General features: G+C 39.5%; 14 protein-coding genes and 1 pseudogene. 13 read left to right on the top strand and 2 right to left on the bottom strand.

All coding sequences use genetic code 11. The features are described 5' to 3' along the window. Positions 1-6 precede the first annotated feature (6 nt). From ACY8D0_RS16220 to ACY8D0_RS16190, 7 genes and pseudogenes are all read left to right on the top strand, one after another. Positions 7-345 carry a YmaF family protein gene (locus ACY8D0_RS16220; protein WP_462411567.1) on the top strand — a complete coding sequence of 113 codons (339 nt, stop codon included), beginning with the start codon at positions 7-9 and terminating at the stop codon, positions 343-345. 556 nt (positions 346-901) lie between these two features. After that, a complete protein-coding gene (locus ACY8D0_RS16215; protein WP_462411566.1) occupies positions 902-1,558 on the top strand; it encodes a TetR/AcrR family transcriptional regulator in 657 nt (218 codons plus the stop codon). Next, positions 1,555-2,631, top strand: a complete 1,077-nt coding sequence (locus ACY8D0_RS16210) for an alpha/beta fold hydrolase (protein ID WP_462411565.1) — start codon at positions 1,555-1,557, stop codon at positions 2,629-2,631. The genes ACY8D0_RS16215 and ACY8D0_RS16210 overlap by 4 nt, the downstream gene beginning before the upstream one ends. A 39-nt stretch (positions 2,632-2,670) precedes the next feature. After that, complete coding sequence (locus ACY8D0_RS16205) at positions 2,671-2,934, top strand: YciI family protein (RefSeq protein ID WP_462411564.1); 264 nt, start codon at positions 2,671-2,673, stop codon at positions 2,932-2,934. Between the two features lie 14 nt (positions 2,935-2,948). After that, positions 2,949-3,882 (top strand): annotated as a pseudogene (gene cysK / locus ACY8D0_RS16200) (cysteine synthase A). A 24-nt stretch (positions 3,883-3,906) separates the two neighbouring features. Further along, positions 3,907-4,410 (top strand): DinB family protein, encoded by a 504-nt coding sequence (locus ACY8D0_RS16195; RefSeq protein ID WP_462411563.1) that lies wholly within the window; start codon positions 3,907-3,909, stop codon positions 4,408-4,410. 6 nt (positions 4,411-4,416) lie between these two features. Further along, the gene (locus tag ACY8D0_RS16190) at positions 4,417-4,821 is read left to right on the top strand and encodes a VOC family protein (RefSeq protein ID WP_462411562.1); all 405 of its coding nucleotides are present in this window, start codon (positions 4,417-4,419) and stop codon (positions 4,819-4,821) included. 420 nt (positions 4,822-5,241) lie between these two features. Here ACY8D0_RS16190 and ACY8D0_RS16185 read toward each other — a convergent pair whose 3' ends face one another. Further along, positions 5,242-5,655, bottom strand: coding sequence for a DUF3231 family protein (locus tag ACY8D0_RS16185; protein ID WP_462411561.1), 414 nt, complete (start codon positions 5,653-5,655; stop codon positions 5,242-5,244). A gap of 355 nt (positions 5,656-6,010) precedes the next feature. On the opposite strand from ACY8D0_RS16185, the gene ACY8D0_RS16180 reads away from it, so the two are divergent. From ACY8D0_RS16180 to ACY8D0_RS16170, 3 genes are all read left to right on the top strand, one after another. After that, positions 6,011-6,682 (top strand): TerC family protein, encoded by a 672-nt coding sequence (locus ACY8D0_RS16180; protein ID WP_462412477.1) that lies wholly within the window; start codon positions 6,011-6,013, stop codon positions 6,680-6,682. A gap of 132 nt (positions 6,683-6,814) precedes the next feature. After that, on the top strand, positions 6,815-7,078 hold the full coding sequence (locus tag ACY8D0_RS16175; RefSeq protein ID WP_462411560.1) for a hypothetical protein: 264 nt from the start codon (positions 6,815-6,817) through the stop codon (positions 7,076-7,078). Continuing rightward, on the top strand, positions 7,038-7,523 hold the full coding sequence (locus ACY8D0_RS16170; RefSeq protein ID WP_462411559.1) for a hypothetical protein: 486 nt from the start codon (positions 7,038-7,040) through the stop codon (positions 7,521-7,523). Before ACY8D0_RS16175 ends, ACY8D0_RS16170 begins: the two co-directional genes overlap by 41 nt. Before the next feature lie 16 nt (positions 7,524-7,539). On the opposite strand, the gene ACY8D0_RS16165 is transcribed toward ACY8D0_RS16170, so the two are convergent. Then, positions 7,540-8,349 (bottom strand): DUF3888 domain-containing protein, encoded by an 810-nt coding sequence (locus ACY8D0_RS16165; protein WP_462411558.1) that lies wholly within the window; start codon positions 8,347-8,349, stop codon positions 7,540-7,542. A 337-nt stretch (positions 8,350-8,686) separates the two neighbouring features. Between ACY8D0_RS16165 and ACY8D0_RS16160 the strand changes: the two genes are divergently transcribed. The 3 genes from ACY8D0_RS16160 to ACY8D0_RS16150 all read left to right on the top strand — a co-directional run bounded on the left by ACY8D0_RS16160 (position 8,687) and on the right by ACY8D0_RS16150 (position 12,621). Further along, the gene (locus ACY8D0_RS16160) at positions 8,687-9,190 is read left to right on the top strand and encodes an arsinothricin resistance N-acetyltransferase ArsN1 family A (protein ID WP_462411557.1); all 504 of its coding nucleotides are present in this window, start codon (positions 8,687-8,689) and stop codon (positions 9,188-9,190) included. Between the two features lie 284 nt (positions 9,191-9,474). Beyond that, complete coding sequence (locus ACY8D0_RS16155; protein WP_462411556.1) at positions 9,475-10,527, top strand: DUF3231 family protein; 1,053 nt, start codon at positions 9,475-9,477, stop codon at positions 10,525-10,527. A 774-nt stretch (positions 10,528-11,301) separates the two neighbouring features. Further along, positions 11,302-12,621: an alpha/beta hydrolase family protein gene (locus ACY8D0_RS16150; RefSeq protein ID WP_462411555.1), complete on the top strand. Its 1,320-nt coding sequence runs from the start codon at positions 11,302-11,304 to the stop codon at positions 12,619-12,621. Positions 12,622-12,755 lie beyond the last annotated feature (134 nt).

Below are 12,755 nucleotides of genomic sequence, written 5' to 3'. Positions count from 1 at the left end.
GCATAAATGGCGAAAGTCGGGAAAGATGATTTTGTGAATGGTTTTGTGCCCCATCATACTCATGGCTCTGTCGACTATACCTCAGTGGATGCGGGACATGTTCATCAGTGCTTAGATGTCACCTCGCCGCCTATTCAGACACAAGATGGTAATCATGTGCATTATACTGAAGGATATGTCATGTTCGAAAACGGTCATACCCATTATTATAAGGCGTATTCAGGGCCAGCCATCCCAATAGGGAATGGGATGCATGTGCATTATTATGACTTTTTTACCACTGAAAACGATGGGCACAGACACCATGTTAAAGGAGTCGATCATCCAGCTCCAGGTAACAAATAATCCATAAAATTGATAGTGATTTATTAACAAAAATTTTTTAGCTTGCATACAATATTTTTCCTCCGCCTTCAATATGTGGCCGGAGTTTTTTTGTTTTTGGGGCACTTAGCATTGTATTTTGGCTGGGTGTTTTCTTTTAGCAACTTAGGTTATGCCAGAAGGATAAAAAACATCAATCTTTGATTGGAAATATGTTGTTACTAGGGGATAAAAATGTGTAAGAAAAAAGTAGTAATCTGTTAATTTTCTGTAAGAATCACTCATTAGACTAGGATTAATAAGAAAAACGAATGGAGGCAACAGTTTGTCACGCGCAGCTCCATCCCATTGAAGGAAAAATAAATCATGGAACATCGAAATTATTGGTAAAAATATCCTTGACAGGAAAACAGTTGTTAGCTTAATATTGCTTCGAAGGGGTGATAACGTTCGTTAGCCTGATTATGCATCTTAACGACAAACCAAGAAGAAATGAGGGGAAACTGTCGTTAATCGAAAAGTTTAACCTTTTATACCATCCAACAAGAATCATGATAATGAACCTGAGGTGAATCACTTGGAACAGCTGAATCAAGAAATAAACTACTTAGATCGTAACTTACAGATCATACAAAGCAGCACAAAAAACAAAATACTTGATATAGCCATGGATTTCTTTTCGAAAAAAGGGTATACCGGTGCATCCATTCGTGATATTACGAAGCAAGTAGGAATTAAAGAAAGCTCACTTTATAAACATTTTAAAAATAAAGAAGAAATACTGGAAATCATCTTTCTTAATTTTAGGGAGGATGTCTTAAAAATTTTACCTCCTGAAGAGCATCTGGATTATATTATCAAAACCATGACGCCTATGGAGTTTCTGGAAAAGGGAGTTTCCAACTTCATGAAGCACATCAATCAACCAACCATGCAGAAAATATGGCGGATTATTTATATTGAGCAATACCGTGAGCCAAAGGCCAGGGATATTTATCTTACGGATATTTTAGGAAGAACCATCCGTTTTTTGGAAAAGGCTTTTAGCAAAATGATTGAACAAAACAAAATAAAGACATTTAACCCTAAAACCCTTGCCGTGGAATATCAATATCCTGTTTTTACCATGATAACCGAATACAACATGCTAAAATTTTATGAGATGGACACAAAGGAAGTGGAGGCGAAAATTGCGAACCATATTGTGTTCTTTTGGGAAGCCGTTAAGCGATGAAACCAAGTATTCTGAAGGTAAATAAAAATGAGGTGGATAAGGTGAAGATTTTCTCAGGGAAACCAGATTTTACAATAGCAAAAGGCGGGTTTAGTCAAATGGATACCGTGATGGTGGGCGGCATCCAGCAAACCATCCTGATTCAAACGCAAAATATTAAAAATCCAATCCTGTTCTTTCTGCATGGCGGTCCTAGCATGCCAATCCCTGGTGTGTCGAACCGCGGCAAAGATTATGCATTATTTACGAACACTAAACAGTTGGTGAACCAGTACACCTTAGTTTATTGGGACCAGCGCGGAACAGGGAAATCCTATTCAAAGGAAATTCCCAAAGAGACCATGAATTTAAATCAATTTATACAAGATGCCAATGAAATAATTGATATTTTGCTAGAACGATTTAATCAACAAAAAGTACATTTAATTGCTCATTCCTGGGGAACCATAATTGGTTTGTCGTTAATTAATCAATATCCAGAAAAATTTCACTCTTATACAGGATTTTCTCAAGTAACCAACTGGATCGAAAATGAAAAGTTATGTTACCGTTGGGTGATGGAAAAGGCAAGAGAAGCGAATGATCAAAAAGCGATCAAGGATTTGACGAATGTGGGAGAGCCGCCTTTTGAACAGGCTGCAACATGGACAGTGATCCGAAAATGGTTACTTAAATACAAATCGATGGTGTACGAAACGGGAGATAAGAAAGCACCTACTTTGTTTAAATCAACGAATGTCATGTTAAAATCCCCCGATTATACTTTTCTCGATGTCTATAATTCTATGGTCAGAGGTTTTAAGCTGGCGTATACCGAGCAAATGGTGCAAGATTTTAACAATGTGAATTTTTTCCTTCAAATACCCATAGTAAACGTCCCAGTATTATTTATCCACGGAAGAAAAGAAAAGCATATCATGCCGGAATTCATTCAATCGTATTTTGACCAACTGGAAGCCCCCCAGAAAAAATTGCATTGGGCAGAAAAGTCATCACATGTCTTTCATCCAGAGGATGCGGAAGAAAACGAACAGGTACTATTAAAACAACTTAGAGGAATACCTGTATCATAACAGGATTTGCGAAGAAAATAGAAAACGGGTGGATGATCCATGAAGAAATATTTAGTAATAACAAACAGAACGGAAAAATTTAATACTGAGTATATTCAACCACACTATGACTTTCTAAATCAATTAAAAGCAAATCATCAACTAGAAATGTATGGGCCTTTTAGTGACGAAACAGGTGGTGCCTATATCATGACCGAACAGTCGCTGGAACAAGCAACAAAACTTGCAAGCTTAGACCCCTTAGTCTTAAGCGGGAGTTCTTCAATCATTATTAAGGAATGGTTGGTAAAACAAAATCGCTAAGGGAGTAAATGTTTATGAAAATTGCCCAAAATCTAACTGAACTGATTGGTAAGACTCCTTTATTGGAACTGAATCATTTCGCATTAAAAAACGAGATTCACAACACAAGAATCATAGCAAAATTAGAATATTTAAATCCGGGTGGAAGTGTAAAGGACCGGATTGGATACGCCATGATAAAGAAAGCTGAGGTGGACGGACTCATCAATAAGGATACGGTCCTGATCGAGCCAACAAGCGGAAATACGGGTATCGGGTTAGCGCTGACCTGCGCGGCATTGGGGTATAAATTGATCATCACTCTGCCAGAAACATTTAGTATAGAAAGAAGGAAATTGCTTCAGCAGCTAGGTGCCGAATTGGTTCTTACGCCAGGTAGCGAAGGGATGCTGGGCGCCATTAGACGTGCCGAAGATCTCGCTTCCAACTATGAAAATTCCTTTATCCCTCAACAATTCTTGAATTCCGCGAATCCAGATATACATCGAAAATCCACAGCACAAGAAATCAGGACAGATACAGATGGAGAGATTGATTTATTTGTTGCTGGCATCGGGACTGGGGGCACCATTACAGGAGTGGGCCAATTCCTAAAAGACAAAAAACCCCAATATTAAGATTATTGGTGTGGAGCCTGAGGAATCTCCTGTTCTATCAGGGGAAAAAAAGGTCCGCACCAATTACAGGGTATAGGGGCGGATTTATACCAGAGGTTCTTGACCAAACCATAGTAGATGAAGTCTATCAAGTAAACATGGAACAGGCTGTTGAAACGGCAAGAACACTAGCCAGTACTGAAGGGGGAATTACTGGTATATCATCTGGGCTGCCCTGTACGCTTCGCTGCAGTTAGCTAAACGCGCCGAAAATGCAGGGAAAACCATTGTAGTTGTACTCCCAGATACAGGGGAGAGATATTTATCTACAGTGCTTTTTGATATTAATTAAATAGAAGAAAGAGGAGAAAGCCAAATGTCTGGAACTTTTGAAACCGAGATCAATTATCACCAATGGGCAAACGTGAGATTGTTGGAACATATTAATCAATTAAATAACGATGTTTTTACAAAAGAGGTAAAAAGCATTTTTCCGTCTGTGGCCGATACATTTGAACATATCTATAAGGTCGATACAATATGGTTAAAAAGAATGGCAGGGGAAGAGAGTCCTGACTTTGAAGAGGTCACGTTTGAAACCCCCCTACAAGCGATTTCATATTTTGAAATCAATCAAGAACTGTTTAAACAATTAGGTACTAAAGAGGGAGCCTTTGTATACAAGAATACAAAAGGGGAAGTATTCCAAAACGAGATTCAAGAGATTCTAAGGCACCTTGTAAATCACGGAACCTATCATCGTGGAAACGTATCTGCTATGCTTCACCAAATGGGTGAGAAAAGCATTTCAAACGATTATATAGTTTTTCTTAGAGAATGTTCAACAGTAAAAATCCTAAGTGATGATGAAAGGAGCTGATTTTCCATGAGGGTAGAAGGATTGGACCATTTCGTTCTAACTGTCAAAGATATAGATGTCACATGTGAATTTTATCAGATGGCTTTGGGAATGGAAATAGTTACGTTTGGCGAAGGCAGAAAGGCCCTGAAGTTCGGCCATCAAAAAATAAACCTCCACCAGGCAGGCCGGGAATTTGAACCGAAAGCATACAAACCGACCCCTGGTTCTGCAGACTTATGTTTTGTTACAAAAGAACCTCTTCCTGATGTGATCAACCATTTAAATAAGCATGAAATTCACATCTTGGAGGGACCGGTAAAACGAACAGGTGCCTTAGGTCCAATTGATTCCATTTATTTCAGGGATCCTGATCAGAATTTAATCGAGGTATCCAATTATCTCTATAAGATGGACTGGATGGAAAGGTAAATACACAAAACCGTACAAGCAAAAAAGGCTACAGCCGTTCTATAATTCTTTCTGAATCTAATACCATATGCAAAAAAGAATAGGGCGGCGGCTAATTTAGATCCGCTTTGCAAATAAGCATGTTCTGAAAAAATCGAATTGCTTAAAATAATGGAAGTAAGCAAAGATACGGAAATAAGGATTTTGAACCACAAAGGTTCAATCAGAAAACCTCTAATCGTAAGTTTTATCCATTTCATGGGGAAACTCCCTTCAAATAATTTACATAATAATTTTACTGAATCTTTTAAAAATTTAAAAGCAGAAAATATGCCTGAAATGGATAAAAACTTGCATATTTCCTACTTATGAATAGTTATAAATATGTAACTATAACTTTCTCTATTTCCAACTGATCTCTGTCAGCTGTGAGGTGGTCTTTCAGCCAGCCACGCATGCTTGATTTGGAGATTTAACCGTGTTTTCCCCCCCCCCCCCCCCCCCCCCCCCCCCCCCCCCCCCCCCCCCCCCCCCCCCCCCCCCCCCCCCCCCCCCCCCCCCCCCCCCCCCCCCCCCCCCCCCCCCCCCCCCCCCCCCCCCCCCCCCCCCCCCCCCCCCCCCCCCCCCCCCCCCCCCCCCCCCTCCCCGTAATTGAACATAATCAGCAATGATGTCAAGTCTTGGGTAGGCGGCAAGTGCCGTTCCATAGTTTCTCATCCCAGATGCTTTCATCATGGTAATTTGATACATCATTAAATTATCGGAAAAAGGAGATTCCGTTGTGTCTTGGGCTTGGGCATCCCAGGTGACAGGTGCAGGGAGATCATTTTGCTGGAAGTATACTAAACACCTCAATTTGTTTCTTTGAGATTTCTTTTCCCCTAAAAAAATACTCTAGGACCACTTTTAATTGTGTAACTTGACCAAAACCAGTGAAACGGCTGTACTCAAATGGTTTGTTTGAATATTGGAGTATAGGCGTGTAATCTCTGCGGCGGTTAGCTGCCTTTGTTCACCTTACCACCCCGCTAAGAAATGCTGCTTTTCCACCATATCCACTTCTTTTAGGTAGGGAATTGATGGAGACCGAACTAAAATTTTTCCTCAGTAATTTCCTTCAAAGGACATGAGTATTCACTTGCCACAAATCGGGTCTTTTTTAAACCTCGGATTAATATAATGACTTAGTTAGCTTATCCATGAGGTGAGGATCTTGGAGATTTTTGAATTGTCTTTTTCGGTTCTTTTGGAGGTTATTTTCATCAATATCGTATTAAGTGGGGATAACGCCGTTGTCATCGCAATGGCATCACGCAATGTTCCAAAGAAGCTTCAAAAGAAAGCCATCTTTTGGGGAACATTTGGAGCTGTTATTCTGCGTTTGCTATTTGCACTAGCCATTGTTTATCTGCTCCGTTTACCTTTCGTAACCTTTGCAGGCGGCCTTCTTCTCGTTTATATTGCGATAAAACTTCTTGTGGGTGATGAGGATGACGATCATCGAGAAGGAGGTTCAAGTTTAATTTCCGCTGTGAAAACCATTATTACGGCTGATGCCATCATGTCCCTTGATAATGTACTAGCTATTGCTGGTGCGGTTGATGGAAACATTGCCGGCATCATTATAGGAGTGACGGTTAGTATTCCTCTAGTGGTTTTTGGCAGTCAATTAATATTAGTAGCTATGGAAAAGTATCCCATTATCTCTTATGCCGGTGCTGGCATATTAGCTTGGACAGCAGGGGAAATGATGGTGGGAGAACCGAAATTTGCGTATATTCTCCCACAGAATTTACATTTACTCATTCCGACAGCTGTTACAATTCTTGTCGTTGGGTTGGGATATTTAACGAATAAGATAAAAACAGCAAAAGAAAGTTAACTATGAAAATGAATTTATCAATTTATAGAATGAATAAAGACGCTGCCTCGGTGTTTGAGATGTTTTTTTTTGTAAATGAAGCTTTTTTATCCCTCGCGATGGAGACGATAAGCGGGAGGAGTGTATAAGATAATGATAAAAATTTGTGCTATTTGCTTAATAATTTGGTTGATAATCCCATATGAAAGAATTTATGCAACCGATCGCGTGGTCTTAACGAGCACGCCACTCGACAGAGCGGAAATGAGGATTTATTTATTGGCAGATAAAATCACCTGGATGGACTATGAGAACTTCACGGTTCAGGTCGGCGAGCAAGGGCAGGGGATGCTTTATTATTTCCCGGATTGGCACCATGGTAAATATGATTCCGCTTTATATTATGCAGATGGTTAGTGGTGACCAACAGAATGACATCATTGTCATTTTAAATAATGACAAAGCTGGGTTGGGGAATCCGATAAAAGATATTCATATTCTCAATCAGCTGCACGATCTGGTCTTTAAGGAAGCAACGATTGAACAGGTAAGAACATCTCTGGATCGTTTGGCCAAAATAGAGCAGCAAGGTAGAGTTGTGACCATTCGTGCTGATAAAAAGAAACATACAATGGATGTTTCCAAATATCCATATGTGAATCCCCGTAGACCTTATTTCAACGTGGAGTCAATAGAGTACTCTATAGATCATGGAAACCTAACCGGAATCGTTGGCGCCTATGTGGTAAGGGATGATTGGGTTCTGGGCGGGATTCTTGGGCATCTAAGGATTCAATATATTTGGGATGGAAAAAAGTATCTGGCTAAGACAGTTACGTTTAAACAGGCTGGTCCGAGTTGATAGGAAGACCACCCAGTTAGCGTGGTTTCAATATGTTTTGCAAATGTGGCGGAAGCTCATGAGTTTCAAGATGCTCATATTTCTTTAACTTAATTTTACCAGGAATCGGTGGGGCAATCTCAAATGTCAATCTATCTTTTCCAACCGGATTATGTGCTCCAACGACTGGTGTGGTTTCCAATGTAATTAAAAAATGAAACCTGCGGAATCCGCCAATCCTTTTTACATGGACATTTTCAACCATATACAGATAAACCGTGGGTGGAGATATTAAATAGGCCGAGTAATATTGGTCAACCGCCTTTTCGATTTCGTCATCTAACATAACCATTAATATGTCCCTAATGATTAATTCATCCGAATCTTTCGGTGGTTCCACATTTTCATATTTCCATCCTGCCAGGAGCCAATCGAAGAGCTCAGTTGATTTTAATTGATCGCTTTGATTATTGTGGATAACAAGGACTTCTCCGTCTGCCAGCGTACAAGTTTTGGATTTGTTTTGATCAGTACAGTGGTAGGCTGGCTCTACCGTTAGAACGTCCCCGTTTTTCATGTTTATTTTTAATACGGCAGTCGGTGCTTTTGGTTGATGCAAATCTGTTGCTGCGTTTATAGGGTTTGCCGTGTTGAGCCATTCTACAACCTTTCTGACAACGGGCTCTTCATACCCATCGTTTTCTCTAAAGACACGTGATCCCCCAGATAATCGACTCACTTGTATGGAAGAAACATCCTCTGTTTTTAATGAAAGACTTGCCTGGGCCGTATGAAAAGAAAAAAAACATCCAAGCATTGCCCCGAGTAAAATAACTGGGTATTTCATGTGAAACGACTCCTTAAATAATTAGCTTATTAAAACGAATTTGGGTAGAATCTACCCCATTCGAATGACTCATTTCAGCGATTGTCGTGATAGTTTAGTTTTTCCCTCCAAGCACAATCAATGATTACCAATAATTTGATAAAAGATAATGTTCGAGGAACTTTTTGAATTAATAATGATAAAATTAAGTTGAATTAAATATGAAACCAATTCGAATAAAAAAACTTATCTATCAACTATTGGTTCAATCGTTTTATTTCTATTGCTTTGACAGCCTTTTTTCGTTTTACCAATGGGCACCTATATGCTTTACATCACATTGAAAGGGGTATATCAAATGAATGTATTAATTCGGCATGCTGCTCCAACTGATGCCAAACGGATTGCGGAAATCTACAATCAGGGGATACTATCAGGGAAGTCAACTTTTGAGACTGACCTTCGCAGTGTAGAAGATCGCCAAAGATGGCTGGAAGAGCACCAAACCTTTCCATCTGTTGTAGCAATAGTGGACGATAACGTAGTTGGTTTCTCTTATGCCTCAGAATATCGATCACGACCATGTTATAGTGGTATTGGAGAAACCTCAGTGTATATCGATAATGCCTATCAAAAGAAGGGTATTGGTAAATTATTGCTTTATGCTTTAATAGAGGATGCCAAAGAAAAAGGCTATTGGAAATTGGTGTCAAGAATATTTGATTTTAATCATGCAAGCCGAAAATTGTGTGAGTCTTGCGGTTTCCGAGAGGTAGGTATTTATGAAAAACACGGGAATTTAAATGGAAAATGGATTAATTGTGTCATTGTTGAGAAGATGATCACGGAAAATATGAATTGATTGAATTAAATTAGTACTTATAAGAAAGAAATCTGATGTGCGTTTAGAATGGGCAGCTAACAACATACGACTGATAAAATGCCTCCATCATACCCGTTTGTAGAAGTAGACAGCATTGCCTGCTCTTCATATCTTTGAAATAGTAAACGGTCAAGTGAAAGCACTTCATGTGCTTTTTTTATTTCCTCATTATATTTTAATAAAGAATAGGAAAAATAAAAGTAAGATAGATAAAAAAATTTTTTCCTATAACAACAAGTATGTTTTTTGAAGGGGATGAAATTGTGGCTGAATTAATGAAAGATGGCGAAACTCCCCATCATGCAAGGCTAACGGCACCAGAGATGGCAAATATTTGGACACAGTTCCAAAATGACTCGATGGCTATATGTATTTATACATACGTGCTTAATTTTGTTGAGGATGTATCGATTCGCCCTATATTAGAACTAGCTTTAAGCTTAGCAAAAGGTCATATTTCAAAGATTAAGGAATTTTTTATAGCAGAAAAATTTCCTGTTCCTCATGGCTTTACTGAGGACGATGTAAATTTAGAAGCCCCCCGCTTATTTTCCGACGAATTTTGTGTGACCTATACGTACATAGCGAGTATTCACGGATTAGCCGGATATGCTGCCGCATTGTCCTGTAATTTGCGACGGGATATACGGGATTATTTTGTCCAATGCCAAATTGAAACGATGGAACTTTTTAACCAATCTCTAGATTTACTTTTGGAAAAGGGGATTGTGTCAAGACCACCTGTTATTAATCCACCTGATAATTATGAGTTTGTCCAATCAAAGACTTTCTTGCAAGGAATTTTCGGAGTAGAGAGGACACTAAATTGTATTGAGATTAGCAATATTTATTGGGATCTGAAAAAAGCACAGTTGGACAAGGCACTGTGTATTGGGTTTGCTCAGGTTGCTAAATCGCAAGAGGTTAAGGATTATTTATGGCGTGGGGTAAAGATAGTGAGTAAGCAGGTTAAAAGTTTAGAATCATTATTGGCACAGGACCAACTGCCTTCTCCAAAATCAGAAGAATCCGAGGTAACTAACTCAACCATTTCCCCTTTTTCTGATCGTCTTATGATGTACCATAAATTAATAATAGGCTCCACTCAGGTAGGGCTGTATGGAACTGCCATTGGAACATGTCAGAGATATGATTTGGGATTACAATATTCTGCACTTTTATTGGAACTTACAGAATTTTTGAAAGACGGATATAAACTTATGATTAAACAAAAGTGGGTTGAACAAGTGCCCTTAGCAGATGATAGGGCAAAACTTCAGGACAGAGAAAAGATTTATTTAAATGAGTCTTTTTAAATAATAACTTTGTCTGATATATTAATTACATTTTCTCGGCAGTATCTCTGACATAGTGTTGTACTTGTCGAGCTCATGGTGAGTGCTTTTTTGCTGTTTAAACCGTATTGTTTCCCTACTTTTATCAGTTCTTTTTTTAGAATTCCACCATCAATCAAGTTGCAAGAGTCCAAATGAAAAAAAATAGACCAGCTAAAGAAGAAGTTATTCAGCTGATTAAGGATTATGTCGACTCCATAATGGATCATGATCTCAAGAAAATGAAAACATTTATAAAATTCCGGAGGATTCACGCAACTAAAATATCGATGCCCATCTACAAGCGATGAGCCAGCAGCTGGCACCAGAAATCATCACATATGGGATACATCTATTTCGGATTCGTTGGCGATTGCCCAAGTCGAAATAAAATACCCAAGGCACAGCTATACACAGAACCTACCGGTAACCAGCGAAAACGGGCAATGATTATTCCCAAAACCGGGAAACCTAATGAAATAAATAAAACGATTCGTTATAGGCCGCCAAGTTTCTTGGTGGTCTGTTTTTTTGATAGGCCAAGATGTGGCAGGAAAATAAAAGCGGATATGGTAAAATAGGCAAAAGGAAAAACGGATGGTGTGAGTGATGCTAATTGAAAAAATAAAATTTGCAGGTTGCGAATTAAAATATATACATTTCATCAAAGAAAGCTTATACTTTTTTCGTAAATATAGGAAAAACGAACCATTATAGGTAGTCTATACCATAGTGGATTCATAAAGGGGGAAAGGAATGGGGATAATCTTACTTATTGTAGCAGGGATCATTGAGATTGGGTTAGCTGTATATGCCATCACCACGAAATCCAATCAGAAGCGCCTAAGAAACTGGGTACGCATCGGCGCCTTTATTATTTTTGCTGTTTTCGTGACCATCATCAAGTGGAGTCTCCGGTGGGTGCTGCCCGCAGCTGTGCTGTTTATTTTGGGAATCATAGCCGTTATTTCATTACTAAGAAACAAGGAAGAGAAAAAATACCGGCCTGTTGGGAACATCTTTAAGGCAGTCGCGATGTGGGTGTTGATTGCGATTACTTTGATGCCTGCTGTTATTTTTCCACAGCATATGGCAGTAGCGGCAACTGGTGACTACGATGTCATGACCAAATCGTATACATTAACAGATGACAGCCGAAAAGAAACTTTCGTAGATTCAGGTGAGAACAGAAAAGTTAATATTGAATTTTGGTATCCAAAGAAAGCGGATGGAAAGGTTCCACTTATCGTATTTTCTCATGGAGCGTTCGGGATTAAGGCCAGTAATACTTCCACCTTAGAAAATCTGGCAAGTAACGGATATGTCGTGGTTTCCATTGATCATCCTTATCATTCTTTGTATACAAGAGATGCAGATGGCAAAATGACGTTGGCGGATCAGGGCTTTATGCAGGAAGTGGATGATGTCAATAATGACGTGTATGATGAGGAGAAGTCCTTTGAGCTCGAGCAAAAATGGCTGAAACTGCGAACAGACGACATCAATTTTGTTATCGATTCTATTAAGCAGAAAGCGGACGATCAGGCTTCGGATGTGGTGTACCGGCTGATTGACACAAATGAAATCGGTTTAATCGGCCATTCCCTAGGCGGCGCAGCAGCTGCTGAGCTGGGAAGGGACCGTGATGATATTGCAGCGGTCATCAATCTGGACGCCGACCTGCTTGGAGAAACCCTTGCTGTGAAGGATGACAAGCCTGTCATTAATAAAGAAGTATACCCCGTGCCGTTACTTAGTATTTATACAGATACGATGAAAAATTTAATGGATAATGTGAAGGAACCGGATATCGTGCTTCCGCAACAGTATATCTCGGATACGGCTTCTGATGCCTATGAAGTGTATATTAAAGGAACCAATCACTTGAGTCTGACTGATTTACCGATCGTGTCACCGTTTCTGGCCAATATGATTAATGGTTCAACAGATAAAAGCAATACAGAGCATCCTGCCGACCAATACAAAGTGCTAGAAACCATGAATGGGCTGGTGCTGGATTTCTTTAATAGTTACGTGAAGGGTGATGGCCAGTTTCAAGCCGATGAAACGTACTAGGAATGATAGAACACCTATATCACTGATAGATTGATATACTTCAAAGACACCTGATAGGGGGTGTCTTTTTTTACCTAATAATAGGAGCGGGCTCCAAAAGCCCGGGAAGATGAAAAAAGGCAATCCAGGGTAAA

This window comes from Neobacillus camarae (assembly GCF_054950115.1).
The sequence above is the reverse complement of the archived record's forward strand: the minus strand, read 5'-3'. Positions and strand labels throughout refer to the sequence as shown.

Bases quoted from the DNA above. Each gene is read 5' to 3' on its own strand.
- ACY8D0_RS16195 (WP_462411563.1), top strand. From the start codon at position 3,907: ATGTCTGGAACTTTTGAAACCGAGATCAATTATCACCAATGGGCAAAC.
- ACY8D0_RS16190 (WP_462411562.1), top strand. From the start codon at position 4,417: ATGAGGGTAGAAGGATTGGACCATTTCGTTCTAACTGTCAAAGATATA.
- ACY8D0_RS16175 (WP_462411560.1), top strand. From the start codon at position 6,815: ATGATAAAAATTTGTGCTATTTGCTTAATAATTTGGTTGATAATCCCA.
- ACY8D0_RS16205 (WP_462411564.1), top strand. From the start codon at position 2,671: ATGAAGAAATATTTAGTAATAACAAACAGAACGGAAAAATTTAATACT.
- ACY8D0_RS16220 (WP_462411567.1), top strand. From the start codon at position 7: ATGGCGAAAGTCGGGAAAGATGATTTTGTGAATGGTTTTGTGCCCCAT.
- ACY8D0_RS16165 (WP_462411558.1), bottom strand. From the start codon at position 8,349: ATGAAATACCCAGTTATTTTACTCGGGGCAATGCTTGGATGTTTTTTT.
- ACY8D0_RS16170 (WP_462411559.1), top strand. From the start codon at position 7,038: ATGGTAAATATGATTCCGCTTTATATTATGCAGATGGTTAGTGGTGAC.
- ACY8D0_RS16150 (WP_462411555.1), top strand. From the start codon at position 11,302: ATGGGGATAATCTTACTTATTGTAGCAGGGATCATTGAGATTGGGTTA.
- ACY8D0_RS16160 (WP_462411557.1), top strand. From the start codon at position 8,687: ATGAATGTATTAATTCGGCATGCTGCTCCAACTGATGCCAAACGGATT.
- ACY8D0_RS16210 (WP_462411565.1), top strand. From the start codon at position 1,555: ATGAAACCAAGTATTCTGAAGGTAAATAAAAATGAGGTGGATAAGGTG.